This window comes from Desertivirga brevis (assembly GCF_017355835.1).
The window spans coordinates 178,337-195,588 of the sequence record NZ_JAFEWF010000006.1 but is presented as its reverse complement, the minus strand read 5'-3'; the positions used below and the strand labels follow the sequence as shown (position 1 = coordinate 195,588).

Genomic DNA, 17,252 nt, shown 5'->3' with positions numbered 1-17,252 from the left:
TTTAAAAATTAAAAAAATGGCAGAATTAAAGAACAACCCTCTCGGAAGTTTATCAGGTAAACTAGGAAACATGGTGGCCAGCAGCTGGCGAGACATCAATTACCTGCGTGCAGGATCTAAGGGATCCAACAAAGAGGCAACCCTTAGTCAGGTCGAGGTAAGAACGAGGTTTAAAATGCTGCAGGACTTTATCATGCAGATCAAGAAAGTGGTCGACCTCGGTTTTAGCAACAGTTACACAGGCAGATCAACAGCAGTGAATGTAGCTGTAAAAGTTAACAAAGATGCGATCACCGGAGTATTCCCCGACCTGAGCATCGATTATCCAGCTATTACATTAAGCACCGGAAGTCTTACTTCCTGCCTGGATGCTAAAGTAGAGGCTCTTCCCGAAGCAAAGATCCAGGTTAGTTGGGTAGAACCAGGGGTAGCCGAAGCGGCCGAAGCATCAGACAAGGTTAACATCCTTATCTATGATGTAAAGCGACAAGCAGCTGCAGTATACAACACGTTCTTACGCTCAGATTATACCGCAGAGGTAAGCTTACCGGCATCTTTTGCTAATGATGAGGTACATGTATGGCTTTTCTTTAGTACTCCAAAAGGAGAAAAGATCAGTAAAAGCATTTACGTAGGAGTAGTAACTGTCGAGGCATAGTTAAACCAGGCTGTTCCAGCTCCGTGCAGGGACAGCCATTATTTCAACCGATATGGCAAAATTAAATAGCAATCTTTGGATCCCCAGCGGATCGTTCCGCGACATGGTCTTTTGCAATGGGAAGACTCGCAAACCTTACATACGGGCAAAGCCGGATAAACAGAAAGAGCGAAGCCCGGCACAGGTGCTGAACAGCTTGAAGCTCCAAACAATGGAGAGGTTTTTATTTCCATTTAAGGGATTGATCAATGAGGTTTGGAAAGATACGATGAAGAAAGCCCCATACGACTGCGCTCGTAGCTGGTTCTATCATCATTCCTTAATTGCATGTAATGATACAGTAGAGATTCTTTACCAGGAGGTGAAACTGTCACAGGGAAACCTTGCAGCACCGGAAATTCTGAAATCAAGGTTGGAAGGAACCGTATTGCACCTGGAATGGGAAGCTAAACGTACCCGCACAGCCACCGACTTCAGCAGCCTTTTCCTGGGCATCCACAACCAAACAACGGAGGCTTCGATGCATACAGAAACTACAGCGCTGAAAAAAGACGAACGCTTGAGTTTGATACTCCCTGAGGGATTTCTGAAAGGCACCCTTCACGCCTATATCATTTTCCTCAGCCCCGACCGCAAAAATGCCTCTCCAACCAGGTACATCAAATTAAACTGATTCATTTAATTAAAGCGCTTTGCTTTCCCCTCTCCTTGAGGAGGACCTGTTCCGATTTATCGGAAGGGATAGGGTGAGGTGCCAAATTTCCATTCTCATGTCAATTAAAATCATCCGCGTGGCCGCGGGGAAGAATAGTACCCTCAGCCACCTCTATATCAACAGCATCTTCCAGTGCTTCCTCTTAGAAGACAGCATCCGCAAAGAAAAAATCCGGGGGATCACTTGCATTCCCGAAGGCAAGTATCAACTCCGCTTAAATACCACTGCAGGTATGAACCAACGGTACAAGCAGAGCTATGCAGGCCTTCATAAAGGAATGCTGGAGATTTCCGGTATTCCCAACTTCAGTCTGGTATTCATCCATGTTGGCAATTACATTACTGATACAGCCGGTTGTCCGCTAACGGGGCACTCCTGGGCGGTGGTAAAAGGAGACTTCCAGGTACAGCAATCTGCTTTCGCTTATAGAGAAGCGTATCCTATCCTTCTGAAAATGATTGCTTCCGGAAATGCCCAACTGGAAGTGATCAATCATTTACAAACCTTTTTAAATTAAAATCATGCAGATAGATATCAATATGAGCCTTCTGCTTGGTAGCGTCTTATCCGTTCTGTTCTCCCTGATCGCCTTCTTCGCCCGGCAATTGCATAGTGATGTGCAGAAGATGGAGCTGAACCTCTCAGAGATCAAGTTGGATACCGAGCTGATCAAGGCGAACACCCAGTCGGAAAGCAGTCGCACTGCCGAGCGCATCAACCTTCACGAAAAGCGAATCGAGCAATTAGAAAACCGTTTACTAAAATACCAGGAACATGAAAAGAAAACTTAACATCAAAACCAGGCTGAAAGAACCCAGTCCCGCCTTTTTCAAGAAAGTCAAGAAAATAGGCCTACTCCTGGGAGCCGCCGGAACAGCAGTACTAGCAGCACCTATTGCCCTACCGGTAGCCATTACTACCGCAGCAGGGTATTTTGTAACTGCGGGATTAGTTGCTTCTGCGGTGTCGGCGGCAACAGTGGAGGGGGAATGATAATGCAAACAAAAGGCCTCTGCACCTAATGAAGGCCTTTTGTCCTTTTTAACCTTTAATCGAAGGACTGAACTAGAAGTTGGCTCGTCATTTTAAGCCTATCCCGGTCATACATTGGGGAATCCCCTTGCGAGTGAAAGATCGCCGGAGATGAAAAACGAAGCCTCGGTACGAAATCACGAAAAACTCTAATATCGGCCACATAATTGCCCCTCGTCAGGAAAAAAAATAACACTAATACGTGTAATATCTAGTATTCTTTATCACGTAAATAGGACCATTGATGTAAATTCAGGGAAAGTATTTGCAAGTCGGAGCTCTATTAGCTAGATTGGATCTAAATCACCTTATTACATGAATAAATTATTAAAGATACTGTTTATTATGACAGTAATTTTCTCTTGAATAACCTGTAAGAAAGAACCTATTCAAGTACAAAATACAGCAGAGGCAATCACGGTAAATGAAGCCCGCTTATTTTATGAAACAATAACCAATGGTAGGAAATCTAAAATTCAAGTTTCAACTACCAGTAACGATGAGAATCAACAACTAACCCCTATTTGGCCAATTGCCTCTGTAAAATCGGATAGTTCCTATAATATTGTTGAAGTCCCTATAGAGGAAGATGAAAATCTAGCGTTCAAAACAAATAATGTATTTGGCAGACAGATAGTTTCTGATGAAGTAGCTACAGGAGGCCTCACACGGCTTTTAATTCTGAAAGATAAGTTAACCGGCGGATTTGAATCAACATTGATGCGTATTATCCCAGAAAACCAAATGTCGGCTGATAGTATAAGTTATAATACCTATAATCATAAAACTTCAACATTTTCAGGATTAGTGATCTTTACTACATTGAACAACAAGTTTGTAAATGGTTGGAAATATGAATTAGGAAAAATTGTGGGTAAAGCAATCGTTAAAAAGCCTTTCTTCGATAGAAATGCACCTTTTAGCATACCATCAGATTATAAAAAGAATAAGAAAAATAAAACTAGTTCGCTTCGTCCCCAACCAATTGAAGAGCCTATTGAAAATGACGGCGGAGGAGGTGGAGGGGCAAATTGTGGAACTAAAGTTGTTGATTGGTACTCAAGAACCTGCTGGTATTCAGGATCAGAAAAAACTTGTACTGACTGGGTCTATACTGGAAGTGTAGAAACAACTACAATTTGTGATGTTACCATTACTACTGGGGGATCATACATTTCGGGCAATGGGCAGACAACAATTGGGGTAAGCTTAGCGGCCCCAGCAGGATCAATTAGTGCAATTAAAAGCGTAATAAGTTCTAAAATCGCTGCAGATCCATATTATTTAATTCCCTGTGATGTTAAAATTTTTGTCCCATTGAGCAGGCTGGACCAATGTACCAACGAGTTGGAAGCTTTTCCCCTTCGCAGGAAGTTCTAGATAGGCTTAATCTTGTTAAACAACTAGCCCCAAATTTACCATGGGATAATTTCAATGTGCAGAATTTATCTTCTGCCACAGGTGCAGCAGTCAATATGGACTATTTTCCAATTCGGATTCAATCTTTACCTACAGGTCTTACTGCTAGAAGCTTGACAGAGTATTTCAGAATGAACATTAATAGCTTCATAACAAAAGTTGGAGTTGGCTTCTACCCATATCAAGATGGAAGCTTTAGCGATGCAGTGCAATGGAACAAACCATTTGAGCAGTCAGTCGGATCCGTGATTCACATAGCAATGTTAAATGGGGGCTCAGTAATCCTTTCCAAATATCATAGCGATGAAACAAGAACGAGATTCAATTTCAGCACATTAGAAACACCATTAGATTACGAACATCCTGTGGCCGGAAATCGAGAATTTGGTGTGTTTAAAAATTCAAATTCGGAGGAGTTTACTTTCTACATTATGGGTGTTGACAGAACTTGGGACTGGCAATTTGCGTTAGGGAATATGGGGCATGCGGGTTTTGATGCTGCTGACAACCTTTGGAGAAATGTTCAGGAAAATATGATTAAATTTATAAACAACAGTGGTGGCCAAGCTAGTTACTACAGTCAGCACGAAATAATTTCCCGACCACAGTGGGCAGATGTGCAGGAATATATTTTTGGGCAAATTACTTTAGAAGAATTAAAACGTAGAATGGGATGCTAGTAATCAAAAATATTGTACAATTATTCGCTATAATTGTTGTAGCAGGCTTATTTGTTGCTTTAGTGGCAACTCTATTGAGCTATCTATACCTCGGTATTATTCTCCATAATCCAAGTCGTGCAAGTGCACAAGAATTCGCCTTACCAATTACTATTATTGAAGGACTAGTGCTTATTGTGTTAGGTATTATAGGTAATACCAACAAGCGCTATCGTTTCTTACTTTCCGCAATCATTACATGGTTTTTTATTCTTGGAATACAAATGAGTACCTTTGGTATTAATCTTCCAAACTTTCTTTTTTCAATTATTACTATAGTTATAACCTCTTATTTATATGTGAAAGTCTCAGATCTTATTCGGTGTAAGATAGGCTAAAGAGCCAAGACTGAAGAGCTTACACCGAGGATATCCTGCAGGCGACTTAGGTTATGAATATCTGCACGATAGCCCAAAAATACGCGGATCAGAGTCGTATATGCCTGTTTCATCGCCTGATTGAGCAGGAATTAACTGATGGTGTTCTTCTCGTTATCAAGGGAATGACCAGCGGCTTGATGGAAACCTTCAGCGAGCTTATAATTATATTCTATACACTCCGCTGCATTTTCCTGATGGTATAATTTGTTTTTTATTGGCCAGGAAGAACCTTCAGGCTGCTTTGATCCTTCGTCTGAGAGTTTCGTTAGTGAAGGTTTTTGTACCAACACGTCTGGATCAAGATTACCACCCTACCTGACCATCTTGTACAAAAGCTTGACTTCTCCACCCTTCAACAGCAGCCGTGTAGTTAAGTATCAGGAGAGCTCCGCCGGAGCATTTCCGATGTCGTTTACTCCTGCCACATTGCCGGGAGTCGGACTAAGGTAGAGGTGCCTGCTAATAGAGCACAAGAGCTATCGCGATAAATACACGCCCTTACAAATTGGGAGTTATCTTTACTCAGGCTATCTGCAACAGGTAAAGCAAGGGAGCAAGCAGCTCAGCCCCATTATTCCGGTTTTGTTCTATCACGGAAAACAGAAGTGGGAATACCATACGTCGGCAGAACTTTTTGGGGACCTACAAAAGGAACTGCTTCCTTATATTCCCGATTTTCAGTACATTTACCACAACCTGCCGGAGCTGCCCGACAAGGATTTACGTGGCCTTGAAAATCGGTTTTTGGCTGCTTCGTTACTTATTTTGAAGTACAGCTTCGATAAGGATTGGCTACAAGGAAACTTTACAGCGGTGCTGTCAATAGGACTAGCTGAAGGCAGTCACGATTTAAAGCAGGCATTATTGTTGTACTTTCTGGGAAGAATGGAACTTCCCGAGGAACAAGTAAAGCAAGTAATACAGGAATTACCGTCATCTATACAGGAGGATGTTATGAGTACTTACGAATTAATATTAGAAAAAGGAAGAATGGAAGAGCGCGCCCGGCTGGAACGTCTGCTACAGGAAGAACGCGCCAGAGCGGAAGCTGAACTCGCCAGAGCTGTTGAAGCTGAAAAACAGGCTGAAAAGCTCAAGAGTGCAAAAAGGATGCTTCAAAGTAATTTTAATGTGCAGATAGTAGCGGATATTCTTGAAATTCCCGTTGAACAAGTAGAAAAATTGAAGTAGCATCCAGACAGGAATTACCGTCATCTATACAGGAAGATGTTATGAGTACTTACGAATTAATATTAGAAAAAGGAAGAATGGAAGAGCGCGCCAGACTTGAACACTTGTTTCTGGAAGAACGCGCCAGAGCGGAAGCTGAAAAAAAAGCAGAAAAACGCACGACAGCTCTTTATTTAAAAAACCTTGGCATGGCCGTCGCAGAGATTGCTATCGCTACACGCCTCTCTATCGAGGAAATTGAAAACTTAGAATAAGCCTTCGCACTTCTTTATGCCTAGTACCTACGAATTATTAATCGAAAAAGGAAGAATGGAAGAGCGCCGTTCAACCAGACCATCATCTCCATATTTCACAATGGTTTTCCGGTCTTGATTAATGATCCTGCCAGCTTCAGAGGCTCTTAACCATCTGTCTTTCGTGAAACTTTGAGTCTGGGGCACCTGCTGTTTGTGATGATCGATTATCTTGTCCATTTTTTCCTCCAGGTTTTTGCAGGAGGTAACTACTTGATGAACGAGTTTAACAATGCGTGTGCGGTCATGCATGGTGATGAGTGTTTATGGTAAAATAGACTCCACACGTTCCTTTAATACCGGCTTATGGAAGTTGAGCCAAATACCAAACCCCGCTGTGGGAGGACAATAGTTAACAAAGCCCGACAAATACGAGTTAATCAGTTCAAGCACGAAACTCATCGATCGCCTGTACTTATTATTGAATTTTCTAACGTGCAGCGGCTGCTGGAGAGTATTCATGAAACTTCTAAGGCTTGCCTCCAGGGCTAAGTCCTTGTCTGCTCCTAAACCTTCCTGGCCAGGTTTCAACCTTGTAATAAAAGTGGCTGGGGCTATGATCAATCTGAAGTTTCGTGCAGCACTTAGAGTTACCGTTAAAGAGCTGCATAGATCACCCTGGGCTTTTCAGCTCTGGCAATTAGAGGGACTGTGTCATTACTGTACGATAAATCAGGGTAATCATCAATTTCAAGGATCACAAAATTGTAGCGCTCAGAAAGTTCCAGTAAATGTCGTTTCCTCTCCTCGCTCAAAGCAACACCTCTCTCATAATCAACCCTGCTCCGCACCAAACACCAACTTTACATCTCCCTGCAAACAAATCTGCTCTAGATTAGCAGTGATCATTCCCGCATCATCAGAACCTGTAAAAGACACCTTTCGTTTAAGGTTGACAAGCAGGCGGTGATAAAGGTCGTCAACTTTAGATACCATCACGGCCCTGTCTCCCTTTAATAGCAGGGTATGCAGCAACTGTAGGATTGTGAAGTCATCTTTTACGGAGTAGATGAGCTGGTTATTATCAATTAGCAATCCTCTTTGCTTCACCAGCGATACCAGCAATGATTTTAGCTCTGGTCCGTTTGTCTTATTCCCACCCTTCTTTGCATAGCAGGAGCATACTGCATTTTTGATATTTTCTTGCAAATTCAATATCCCTCAAATCCTTGTATTCGGGACTTTCAAGGCCCACCTGTAACCAGGCTAGCGAATCGTCTTTGTCATCCGAAGGTTTAGATAAAGGTCTGAACTTGAAGGAAGGTTTATGGCTAAGAATATTTTGAATATCGCGGAGAGGCTCTGGCTCACCAGGACTTACATAAGTTCCTTGTCCAGGTACCCTGTAGATTAGTCCCGAAATTGTCATCATATCATATGCACTGCTTACCGTATAGTGACTCACCTTGAACAAAGGCGCCTGTTTTTTGGGCGGCAGAAGTTGTTCTTCGGGTAGTAACACACCGTTCTTGATCTGTTCATTGAGGTAATCAACGATCTGGGGAACAAGAGGCAGTTCTTTGTTGAGTTTTAATGATAAGGTCTTGTGTTGTTTCGCATCGAGCAGTTAGAAAACCGTTTACTAAAATACCAGGAACATGAAAAGAAAGCTTAACATCAAAACCAGGCTGAAAGAACCCAGTCCCGCCTTTTTCAAGAAAGTCAAGAAAATAGGCCTCCTTCTTGGAGCCGCTTGAACAGCAGTATTAGCAGCACCAATTGCCTTACCTGTAGCCATTACTACCGCAGCAGGGTATCTTGTAACTGCGGGGTTGGTAGCTTCGGCGGTCTCGGCAGCAACTGTGGAGGGGGAATAAAGAGAGATGATAAAAATTGGAAAGGTCTTAGTTTGCATGCTAAGACCTTTTTTGCTTAAGCACGATTGATAGCATGAAAAAATACTATCTTTAAAACGATATCCGAATCAACAAGCTTTATTTGAATGAAGTATCTAAAACTTATGACAACTAGTGACCCAGAGATAATTGGGGTTAAAAATGGGATATATCAATGTGAAATAATTCCTAAGTCATTTTTAAATTCCGAAGCCTATAATATCCTTGAAAGTCAGTTCCGTTTCACATCTTATGAGCTTAATAAATACCAGGCACCTGCTGAGAATTTCGAATTCGAGTATGTGAAATTTTTAAAAAAAGCAAAGGTTACAGATGTTATCAGCTACAGTCCTAAGCTAGTAGAATTTCAATTTATTATAAGCACGAAGGCGAAAGCTGTGCTTGACCAACTCAACTTGCCAAATTGCCGTTTCTATAAGACCAGTCTCTTCGACAGCAGAGGTGATAAAGTACCCAACAACTTCTTTATGCTTCAGATGACATACTCAGACGTTGACGTCATAAATTTCAGAAAAAGCTCCTTTTACCGAGGATCCGACATCTTAGGCAAGAAATACTTGAATATTAACAATTACCAAGAATTCCAACAGGAGAAGGAGATCGATGCCTTAATTTCTGTTGAGCATATAAGCCTAAAGAAAGAAATGATAAAATCAGATCTTATATTAAGTCCTGTTGGAGGACTTTTCGCTTCCGAGAGATTATGGGACAAGTGGAGTGACTTGAGGATTACAGGAATCAAGGTATTTGAACGGCAAACTGCATCTGTAGAGTGAATGTATGGGTCCAACAGATTATCCTTTTAACAATGAGAATTATTATTTACGCCCTTGCTTTGTCACTCCTCTCCTGCAACAACTATGATCAAAAAATCAGTAATTCCAGTATTGTAAAATCTAAACAGGCAGTTATTACAGCCAATAAAAAAAACTTGCTTAACAAAGAGATCTGTTGGGTTGGGAACTTAAATGGCACAACACCGATCTTTATCCATTACCAAAGGGATAGTAATCTCCTTATTGGAGAGATTACGTATTTAAACACGAGAGCTAAACTACCAATTAGGCTGTTAGGAACAATAGAAGAGGATGATAAGTACAGACTTTTAGAGTTTGACGAAACGGAAATGATAACAGGTATCATTGAAGGGATACCGAAAGAAAATGTGTTTAAAGGTAGTTGGTTTTCACCAAAAACCAAAAAGGAGTTACAGATGAACCTTCTACCGAAGGACACGGTGATAAACAATCCTTCCATCAAACCTGATCCTAACCAGCTCAGTGGGAATTATCATTACCAGTATGGCGAATACGGGTACAACGGGGATTTTGAATTTAACCAAGTCGGTGTAGGAAAAGCTGCCATCCATATTTTGTCTCTTACAAACCTTGACCGAGGACCAAACATTGCAGAAGTGGATAAAGATACGATCCCCTTCTACGGTAATAATTTTATCTACAATATTCCTGAAAGTGATAATTGCGAGTTCAAAGTTACTTTTTATAAAGGCTTCGTCTATATTAACTATACTAAGGGCTATTGTGGAAGCCAATTTGGACACAATGCCACGATCGATGGAATCTATTTGAATAAAGGCAATAACTATCTCTACGGGGAGGAAGGAACTCCTGAATTTGAAAGAAGGTCGTGCTTTATAACAATGCAGGAGATAATTTAGCAAATACTAGCCTAAACGATTGGCCCAGGGGACGGCGCTTGATGCCAAGGCGTAAATTACCTACCAAATATGGTAATTAACGTTTCAAAATCCGTACTATCCTCGTAATTTCGGTAAAATAAGTTATGATGAGCATAGACGAAATTAAAAGTAAATCTGTATTTCTTTGGGGTTGTAGGGCTAACTATTTTTCCGGCATAAGGCCTGGAGATCAAAAGAGTAAAAGCCTGCCCGAATATACAAGACTTAAAGAAATAGCACTGCTTTACTTCCAAAGTAATTTGCAGGAGGAGTTCTCTCATTATCTAATGGAAGGGCAGTATTTGGTTCAACTCTGGACTGCACATTTCATACTAGAATATGGAACACCCGATAAAGAGCTGACCAAAGCGTGTTTAAAAGAAATTGAAAATTACTCACAAATTGAACGGTTGCCGGAGGTTGCTACTCAAGAAAGGGATTGGTTAAACCAATATTACTTAAAAAATAGGTTGAAAGGATAATTTAAGCAGCCTATAATCAAATGGCCACAAAACATCAACATGAGTAAGTTTTTCTTTCCCATATTACTATTAACAGTCTTTTCTTGTAGACGGAAAGATGTTGAACGCAAGAGGCACGAAAAGCTGATTGATTTTAAAAACTATACCGTTATGAATGTGGATGAGCTGGTTTCTGCTGATACTGCATACATAAGAAATATTTATTCTCAAGACTTCAATAATAAGACTGACACCGTAGAGTATAGAGGCAATTATATATACATTTCTTACTTATCTATGGTAAATGGCTGCAGTGAGTACGATGGAGATTTAGAGTTTAAGGCAGATTCAATTATTCTGAAACTAGATAATACTTCTGGAATTGAATGTACAGAAAGCAGGTGCGATAGACTGGTTTATAAAATTCGAAATCCCGAAAACAAAAAATACAAGATTAAAAAGTTTTAGTTCGTAAATCGAAGTGCAGTAAACGGAGAGTAATTTAACCAACTTAATAAATACTCAGTTATTAATAATTTATGGTGCTTCATTGATCCTCATGATTCACTTATGATATATAAGTAATTACTCTGTAGTAGCCCACAAATTAACTTTCAAAAATAACTTCAACTCATCGAGATCATCGTCCTCCTCGTCTTCGGACAGGTACTCTAGGTAAAAGTCAATCAGACTCTTCAATTTATTTTTATCTTCCAGGAAAGCGACTAAGACGGAAGATTTGATTTGATAAATTGTATGAGGACAATAAAGTAGCCAGTTAAGAACTCCTGCTTGAGGATCGACCGTATTTTTGCCATTCAAAAGATCATGAGCTTTACTTAGACTTCCTAATTTCGAGATTAATCCAGGAATGGGTTCAAGAAAATACCTGGTAAACAGGACCTTTGAAACATTCTCAAGGTTTTGGCCAAGCATTATGTCATTCTCACAAGGGGTATCTATCGGAAATCCAGAGTGTAGATAATCATCGACGTTTTCCGAGTGAAGATAATTCAAGATTTTAACTGAGAATATTTCTTTATTGAATGCTTTACCCTGAGGATCAATTAATAAGAGTAATTCATTTACTTTTTTAAAAAACACCGCAAACCGGATGGCGACTCTTCCATACCTAAGAAAGGTGAGCTGCCATTCAAATTCTCTTTCTTCTTCAGACTTACTAAATACTACATACTTATCAGATGAAAGTTTTTTACGTTTAATCTGATAACCTTCGTTGCTCATCAACTCGGCGAGCTCTCTAATTATAATCTCAAAAACTTCTTTTTCCCTCATCTTTTACTTACAAAATCTTCGACCCTTAATGTTACCATTCATAAATAGCAATTAGCTCTTAATCATACTGCTTCGTCACATTTCTCAAATTATACTTGCCATCAACCTTACTATGAAGAAGAAATCCTTGAAAAAGAGCAATGGCATCGGCAAGAGTTAGCAACTCTGAAGTATGAATTCTTATCGGGCCTACTCTACAATCTATTTGAGTCCAAACTATCTCAAATGGGTTTTTAGCTGGCAATTTTCCAATAACATAATGCTTAAACTTTTCTGCAGAAAACAGTCTCATTTCTACACGTAGCCTTTCTTTACTTCCAGCACATTGTAGGTAAGAACCGGATAAAGTTTCAGTTAAAATAAAGAAAGCCTTTGTATCAGGATCAATACTTGCCAGTGCTTCTGCAATATGCGTCGGGCTCACGTTTATAGTTTCGATTGGATTGCCGATACTGTCCTCTGTCAAAGTCATAATTACAATTTACTAAAGCTATTTTGAGGAGAGTACAGAATAGGAGTACGAATCACCTACATAGATACCGGTACTTTCGTTGTGTTCGTACACCAGGCGTCCTCTGGAATTATCATATATATTGTTATCGACTGCCAGAATCAATTCATTAATTTTATCTATGATGCTCTGTTTATTCTTTGATCTGAATTTTTCTAAAAGTTCTCCTTCATCCCAGCAGTCTCCCCTGACCAGATAAATACAGTATCCGGCATTCTTATTATTTAAATCCTCTCCACCATACCAGCCAAGATCTAACAGTATTTGTCCTTTCTTCATTGCCAACATATCTTGCTGACAGTAAATATTAATAAATTTATCATCTTCGGATACATTGCTATCCGGGCCAATGTCGTAAAACACGTTCCGTTCAACAGTCCAACCATTCGTAATATTTAAATCTTGAAGTGGGTAAATAGTTGACATAGTTCTTTTTTTTAGGGACTTGGTACTAGTGTGCTTTTTTTGGCGACAGCTAAAATAAAAAAAATGAAGAACTAGAAGTTGCTGTAAGCCTATAAGCAGTACAAAAGGTAAACATTGCGAAGAGGGATTTAAATTTGAGAAATAAATACATTTTTGCTCAGGCAAATATGATGGGTAAAAATTTATAAGTGCGAAAGTCTACAGAAGACTTTGAAATAGGTGATAGATTAACAATTAACAATCTTTTAAAACTCATTTTAATAACACTGAAATAGAGAAATGAAACTTCCAATAGATATACATAATGTAACACTGGTAAACAATTCAGGAAACAATTACTTGATACCACCATTAGGCTTTATGGAAATTGAAGAAGGAAACGGTGGTTATGGGGATTGCTACGGCCTGTACTGGCAACTTGGGAAAGAGGACAAAGAGCCTATTGTTTGTGAATTTCAACACGAAGAAGATCTTCTTGATCCGGTATTTCCAAATCTTTCAGCTTTTATAAGTTGGTATAATGATACCGACGGCCAAGAGGGGCCTCCTATCAATTTAAATGATAAAAATTACTTTCTCAGCTTGTACATGAAGGCAAAAGTTTCTGCAAAAAATGGAAGATCAGAAGAGGCCATCGAACGGCTGGAGGCATCCGTTTCTCTATTTAGTGAATATTCTGATAGTTGGTCACTATTAGCGGAACAATATTACAAGCTCGGGAACATTATAAAGGCTGAAGAGTGTGTAGTGAATTCAATTCTAAGTAACTGGATGTTCGGTATACCGTCAAAAAAGTTAGTAGAGTTATTTCACCAGCTTAAGGCTGTGGGTCAGCTCGCAGGTAGCCCTTTAGTTAATCTCAGTAAGGATCTAGTTAAGTATGGAGATTACTCTCGGCCAATTATTATAAACTATGCAAAATTAAAAGAGGCCATAAGTTTATTCGAAACAACGGGAGATAACAGGGCCTCCCTGCTTTTAAGCCAGAATTACGCTTACCTTCTTTCCTCTGAAAAGAAAGAAATAAAAGAGGCTAATAGCTTTGATTTAAACTCTTGGCTTACTGAATTCCGTGCCAAAGTTCAAATGCATTTTCCTAAAAGGCTTAGATAGTATCAGCATAAATAGAGCTATTGAAATAATAATATTTCTATTTGATATAGTCTACTTATCCAAGCCCGCCAACTCCTCTATCTTCCCCTCACACATCTCATACACCCTCATCACAAACGTCCCAACCTCGTTATAGATCCTCTGCACATCATTCTCGTTACCTTCCAAATCCTGCTTATAGCGTGCCCCAGAATAGCTTTTCTGCAATAGCTGGAACAATCGCTGTTCTTCTGGCCTTTGCCTGGGGTAAAGCTCTTCCTCCTGGCAGTAACAAAGGCAGACATCCTGGAGGCGACTGAGGTTATGCATATCTGCACGATAGCCCATAAATACACGGATCAGGTCGTATATGCCTGTCCCATGGCCTGATGTAGCAGGAACAAACTGATAGTGTTCTTTTCATTATCAAGGGAATGACCGGCGGCTTGATGAAAACCTTCAGCGAGCTAATAATTATACTCTATACACTCCGCTGCATTTTCCTGATGGTATAATTTGCTTTTTTTAGTCAGGAAGAACCTTAAGGCGGCTTTGATCCTTAAGTAAGGAGCATGAATACCCTTTATCTTCTCTTGCTCATTCTATATGGTTTTTGTAAGTAAAACAGAAAAAAGGACACCTTACGGAAAATAATTACAGTAGGATTGCTTACAAAAACCCCCAATGCCAACGTTTCAAGCCAATTTTTTGTTAATTTGCAGCGCTGTCCAACTCAGCATTTTTCATAGGTAGATGTGGGGTAGAGTCGAGTCTAAACCCGCTTTTTTTTTTAAGACAAGCGAAAACCTTGGCGATTGGAGATAAGAATATCCTCATCGCTGACACAAAGACAAATATTCTTCAGGCGACAATTTCTGATCCTGTCCCTATTCTATCTATATTTGAAAAGTACTTGCTGATAAATATAACTTGAAACCTTTTAACAAAGAAAGCAACGCAATTCCAGAGCACTTAAGGCAAGACTACTTTGCTTCGTTAGATGGGCTCCGGGGAATAGCAATCCTGATAGTTGTCTTGGTTCATTTTGGTTTAAACCACTACCTCCGTTTTCTTCATATTCGAATTGATTCACGTTTCGGAGTTGATATTTTCTTTGTTCTTAGCGGCTTCCTGATCACCACCAAGTTGTTGAAAGAAAAGAGTGAACGCGGTAGGATCTCTTTACGCAATTTCTACCTCCGGCGTGCCTTAAGAATAATTCCTGTTGTTTACCTGTATTTGATTGTGTTGATCGCTCTTAGTCTCCTCGGCGGTGTAATGATCTCGAAAAAGGACTTTCTTTACTCTTTTCTGTTTCTTAAGAACCTCCCTATTCCCAATGAACGATTCACTGCCCACCTTTGGACGCTTGCAGTAGAGTGGCAATTTTATCTAGTATTCCCCCTCCTAATTACATACTTGAGCATCAATCGTACGTTATTCCTGTGTCTTTTTATTGTGCTCGTGTTTCCCCTACTATCCATTATTTATACATATGGAAATCTACAAGGAGCAAGTGGACCATTTAATTTTTTAATGAAGGGCATTAATTATTCATTCTGGAAAGGGCCCATTATCTTGTTGGTTGGGGCAGTTGCCTCAATACTTAGCTTCAAAGGCGTTATTAAACACCATTGGAAAGGCCCCCATTTTCAAAGCTTGCTCCTTTTCATGTTGGCTCTACTTTTTAACATTAAAAATTCTCCTTTATATCTTCCTTATGTATCGCAATGGGCTGGTGCGATCTTGATTGCCCTAGTAATCCTACTGAATCTTGCTTCTGATAACTCTCTCTCCCGGTTACTTCAGACTAATAAACTCAGACAACTTGGGGTACTGTCCTACAGCATTTATATCTGGCAGCAACTTTTTATTGGATGGTATTTCTACCTGCCTGGACTTAGGCATTTTAATCAATTGCCTATTTATGTTCTTATGATAATCAAGATCTCTTTTATTACTGTAATTGCTTATGCTAGCTATTGTCTCTATGAGAGGCAACTTTTGAGGATGAAAGAAAAGTGGTAAATGAAGCGCCGTAAATTTCTTCTATTAACAAAAACAACTAAAGAAAATAACATTTTAAGGTTCAAAGGTGGTTCCAGGAATGGGTCAGCCAAGGAGTATTCATACTTGCTAGGTTTTTTAAACTATAAATTAATCATAAGAAGTAGAGGGAGACACTCAGTGTTAGGTGTTCCCTAATATTATTTGCTAGGAAAGGCCCTTTCTAACTAAATGCCTGCAAAAGCCTAAAGTATTTACCAATGTCACATTAATCCCCCAGCTTTTTACCATTATAGCAGTTTTACCCAAGTAAGATCTGATTTATCTTAATTATAGTCTAGCAGACTCTCCGCTAACTATCTTGGTGTATCTTGATTTTCGTTTAATAAACGGTGTTTCTAAAAATCTAAAAGAAAAAGCAGCGATCGCAATAGTAATAGTCAAAGTCAAGCCATAAATTATCAAGTCATTTTTATCCCCAAGTAGGGCTGCAACTTTAATTGCGATTGTTATGGCGAGGATATGGTACATATAGATACCGTAAGAAATCTGCCCTAAATAGTTCAATAGCTTATTTTCAAGGTTGACTATGCTCGACTGTTCCGAAAGATTCATTATAATCAACAGAAAGAAAATACCATAAACATCGTAATTTAAATAATATGGAAATGTGATTCCTTTTACTAACATGAAAGTTGTGCATATAATAATAAAAATTTGAAATACGGGATTATAGAACCAAGCGGGGATTTTTTTATGAAATTTATAATAAGCCCCTACTCCTCCAATAGCCATACAGTCAAGATTGAAAGTTTCCCAAACCGCCTTAAACGATTGTGTAGCAAAATGAGTGAAATGGTTATCTATTACAAGTAAAAACTTTACGAGCAAAAAAACCGTTATAACTCCGATAAGTCCGCTTAGCGATCCTTTTGTCCTTTTAATGATAAGTGGCCAGACCAGATAAAATTGCTCTTCGATAGCAACCGACCATGTTTGTGCGCCGTAAGGTATTGGATCGAATAAAGCAAGCGGTATGTTAGCTAAAAAAAGCAATGAAAAGATGAGCTTAGCATAAAAATCATCGGACAATGTCGATGTCCAACTGGGAATATCAAAAAACTCAAACTTAGGTAATATAAATAAGCTAGAAATGACTACAAGGAAATAAACTGGCCAAATCCTCAATATTCTCCTTAAATAAAAGTCCTTTATCGCAATCTTGCCAGTTTTATTTAATTCAGCAAGTAATAGATAAGTGATTAGATACCCACTCAAGATAAAAAACAAAACAACTCCCATTTTCCCTATTTTCATAAAAAATGGCATATTAAAGTTATTATTAATACCGAAAAGACCTTTCAGCAATTCAACATGGTGAATAATTACAAGAAAAGCGGCAATAAAACGTAGCCCATTCAGATTTGGAAAGTACACTTTTGTCATATGGAATAAAAGTAGAGGGGACTTTTGCCCCAGCATAAGTCAGGTATTTTT

At 39.4% G+C, this 17,252-nt stretch carries 27 protein-coding genes; 16 read left to right on the top strand and 11 right to left on the bottom strand.

The window, feature by feature from the left end; translation table 11 throughout:
- The first annotated feature begins 16 nt into the window (after positions 1-16).
- The 10 genes from J4N25_RS16165 to J4N25_RS16120 all read left to right on the top strand — a co-directional run bounded on the left by J4N25_RS16165 (position 17) and on the right by J4N25_RS16120 (position 6,368).
- On the top strand, positions 17-658 hold the full coding sequence (locus J4N25_RS16165) for a DUF6266 family protein (protein WP_207422826.1): 642 nt from the start codon (positions 17-19) through the stop codon (positions 656-658).
- A 52-nt stretch (positions 659-710) separates the two neighbouring features.
- Positions 711-1,331: a DUF6266 family protein gene (locus tag J4N25_RS16160; protein ID WP_207422825.1), complete on the top strand. Its 621-nt coding sequence runs from the start codon at positions 711-713 to the stop codon at positions 1,329-1,331.
- A gap of 97 nt (positions 1,332-1,428) precedes the next feature.
- Positions 1,429-1,890, top strand: a complete 462-nt coding sequence (locus J4N25_RS16155; RefSeq protein ID WP_207422824.1) for a DUF5675 family protein — start codon at positions 1,429-1,431, stop codon at positions 1,888-1,890.
- 4 nt (positions 1,891-1,894) lie between these two features.
- Complete coding sequence (locus tag J4N25_RS16150; RefSeq protein ID WP_207422823.1) at positions 1,895-2,164, top strand: hypothetical protein; 270 nt, start codon at positions 1,895-1,897, stop codon at positions 2,162-2,164.
- Positions 2,148-2,366 (top strand): hypothetical protein, encoded by a 219-nt coding sequence (locus J4N25_RS16145; protein ID WP_207422822.1) that lies wholly within the window; start codon positions 2,148-2,150, stop codon positions 2,364-2,366. The genes J4N25_RS16150 and J4N25_RS16145 overlap by 17 nt, the downstream gene beginning before the upstream one ends.
- Before the next feature lie 759 nt (positions 2,367-3,125).
- Positions 3,126-3,785: a hypothetical protein gene (locus J4N25_RS16140; RefSeq protein ID WP_207422821.1), complete on the top strand. Its 660-nt coding sequence runs from the start codon at positions 3,126-3,128 to the stop codon at positions 3,783-3,785.
- Complete coding sequence (locus tag J4N25_RS16135; protein ID WP_207422820.1) at positions 3,740-4,504, top strand: hypothetical protein; 765 nt, start codon at positions 3,740-3,742, stop codon at positions 4,502-4,504. Before J4N25_RS16140 ends, J4N25_RS16135 begins: the two co-directional genes overlap by 46 nt.
- A 430-nt stretch (positions 4,505-4,934) precedes the next feature.
- On the top strand, positions 4,935-5,126 hold the full coding sequence (locus tag J4N25_RS16130) for a hypothetical protein (protein WP_207422819.1): 192 nt from the start codon (positions 4,935-4,937) through the stop codon (positions 5,124-5,126).
- Positions 5,127-5,379: 253 nt separating this feature from the next.
- Positions 5,380-6,114, top strand: a complete 735-nt coding sequence (locus tag J4N25_RS16125; protein ID WP_207423150.1) for an Rpn family recombination-promoting nuclease/putative transposase — start codon at positions 5,380-5,382, stop codon at positions 6,112-6,114.
- A gap of 41 nt (positions 6,115-6,155) precedes the next feature.
- Positions 6,156-6,368, top strand: a complete 213-nt coding sequence (locus J4N25_RS16120; protein ID WP_207422818.1) for a hypothetical protein — start codon at positions 6,156-6,158, stop codon at positions 6,366-6,368.
- A gap of 27 nt (positions 6,369-6,395) precedes the next feature.
- On the opposite strand, the gene J4N25_RS16115 is transcribed toward J4N25_RS16120, so the two are convergent.
- From J4N25_RS16115 to J4N25_RS16090, 6 genes are all read right to left on the bottom strand, one after another.
- Entirely contained in the window at positions 6,396-6,659 is a 264-nt protein-coding gene (locus J4N25_RS16115; protein ID WP_207422817.1) for a hypothetical protein, read from the bottom strand.
- 12 nt (positions 6,660-6,671) lie between these two features.
- Positions 6,672-6,971 (bottom strand): hypothetical protein, encoded by a 300-nt coding sequence (locus tag J4N25_RS16110; protein ID WP_207422816.1) that lies wholly within the window; start codon positions 6,969-6,971, stop codon positions 6,672-6,674.
- 32 nt (positions 6,972-7,003) lie between these two features.
- Positions 7,004-7,198 carry a hypothetical protein gene (locus J4N25_RS16105; RefSeq protein ID WP_207422815.1) on the bottom strand — a complete coding sequence of 65 codons (195 nt, stop codon included), beginning with the start codon at positions 7,196-7,198 and terminating at the stop codon, positions 7,004-7,006.
- Positions 7,182-7,556: a hypothetical protein gene (locus tag J4N25_RS16100; RefSeq protein ID WP_207422814.1), complete on the bottom strand. Its 375-nt coding sequence runs from the start codon at positions 7,554-7,556 to the stop codon at positions 7,182-7,184. The genes J4N25_RS16105 and J4N25_RS16100 overlap by 17 nt, the downstream gene beginning before the upstream one ends.
- On the bottom strand, positions 7,498-7,905 hold the full coding sequence (locus J4N25_RS16095; RefSeq protein ID WP_369410868.1) for a GntR family transcriptional regulator: 408 nt from the start codon (positions 7,903-7,905) through the stop codon (positions 7,498-7,500). Before J4N25_RS16095 ends, J4N25_RS16100 begins: the two co-directional genes overlap by 59 nt.
- 84 nt (positions 7,906-7,989) lie before the next feature.
- Entirely contained in the window at positions 7,990-8,262 is a 273-nt protein-coding gene (locus J4N25_RS16090; RefSeq protein WP_207422812.1) for a hypothetical protein, read from the bottom strand.
- 105 nt (positions 8,263-8,367) lie between these two features.
- Between J4N25_RS16090 and J4N25_RS16085 the strand changes: the two genes are divergently transcribed.
- The 4 genes from J4N25_RS16085 (at position 8,368) to J4N25_RS16070 (ending at position 10,891) form a co-directional block, all read left to right on the top strand.
- Complete coding sequence (locus J4N25_RS16085) at positions 8,368-9,039, top strand: hypothetical protein (RefSeq protein WP_207422811.1); 672 nt, start codon at positions 8,368-8,370, stop codon at positions 9,037-9,039.
- A 32-nt stretch (positions 9,040-9,071) separates the two neighbouring features.
- Positions 9,072-9,941, top strand: coding sequence for a hypothetical protein (locus tag J4N25_RS16080; protein WP_207422810.1), 870 nt, complete (start codon positions 9,072-9,074; stop codon positions 9,939-9,941).
- A gap of 125 nt (positions 9,942-10,066) precedes the next feature.
- A complete protein-coding gene (locus J4N25_RS16075; protein WP_207422809.1) occupies positions 10,067-10,444 on the top strand; it encodes a hypothetical protein in 378 nt (125 codons plus the stop codon).
- A gap of 39 nt (positions 10,445-10,483) precedes the next feature.
- A complete protein-coding gene (locus tag J4N25_RS16070; protein ID WP_207422808.1) occupies positions 10,484-10,891 on the top strand; it encodes a hypothetical protein in 408 nt (135 codons plus the stop codon).
- A 117-nt stretch (positions 10,892-11,008) separates the two neighbouring features.
- On the opposite strand, the gene J4N25_RS16065 is transcribed toward J4N25_RS16070, so the two are convergent.
- Genes J4N25_RS16065 through J4N25_RS16055 form a run of 3 tightly spaced genes read right to left on the bottom strand, consistent with a single transcriptional unit; the run spans position 11,009 to position 12,656 of the window.
- The gene (locus J4N25_RS16065; RefSeq protein WP_207422807.1) at positions 11,009-11,719 is read right to left on the bottom strand and encodes a hypothetical protein; all 711 of its coding nucleotides are present in this window, start codon (positions 11,717-11,719) and stop codon (positions 11,009-11,011) included.
- A gap of 58 nt (positions 11,720-11,777) precedes the next feature.
- Positions 11,778-12,191 carry a hypothetical protein gene (locus tag J4N25_RS16060; RefSeq protein WP_207422806.1) on the bottom strand — a complete coding sequence of 138 codons (414 nt, stop codon included), beginning with the start codon at positions 12,189-12,191 and terminating at the stop codon, positions 11,778-11,780.
- Positions 12,192-12,209: 18 nt separating this feature from the next.
- Positions 12,210-12,656 (bottom strand): hypothetical protein, encoded by a 447-nt coding sequence (locus tag J4N25_RS16055; protein ID WP_207422805.1) that lies wholly within the window; start codon positions 12,654-12,656, stop codon positions 12,210-12,212.
- A gap of 279 nt (positions 12,657-12,935) precedes the next feature.
- Between J4N25_RS16055 and J4N25_RS16050 the strand changes: the two genes are divergently transcribed.
- Positions 12,936-13,769, top strand: a complete 834-nt coding sequence (locus J4N25_RS16050; protein WP_207422804.1) for a tetratricopeptide repeat protein — start codon at positions 12,936-12,938, stop codon at positions 13,767-13,769.
- A gap of 51 nt (positions 13,770-13,820) precedes the next feature.
- On the opposite strand, the gene J4N25_RS16045 is transcribed toward J4N25_RS16050, so the two are convergent.
- On the bottom strand, positions 13,821-14,096 hold the full coding sequence (locus tag J4N25_RS16045) for a hypothetical protein (protein ID WP_207422803.1): 276 nt from the start codon (positions 14,094-14,096) through the stop codon (positions 13,821-13,823).
- 582 nt (positions 14,097-14,678) lie between these two features.
- Here J4N25_RS16045 and J4N25_RS16040 point away from each other — a divergent pair.
- Positions 14,679-15,776 (top strand): acyltransferase family protein, encoded by a 1,098-nt coding sequence (locus tag J4N25_RS16040; protein WP_207422802.1) that lies wholly within the window; start codon positions 14,679-14,681, stop codon positions 15,774-15,776.
- A gap of 309 nt (positions 15,777-16,085) precedes the next feature.
- Here the strand turns inward: J4N25_RS16040 and J4N25_RS16035 are convergent, their stop codons facing one another.
- The gene (locus J4N25_RS16035; RefSeq protein ID WP_207422801.1) at positions 16,086-17,237 is read right to left on the bottom strand and encodes an acyltransferase family protein; all 1,152 of its coding nucleotides are present in this window, start codon (positions 17,235-17,237) and stop codon (positions 16,086-16,088) included.
- Positions 17,238-17,252 lie beyond the last annotated feature (15 nt).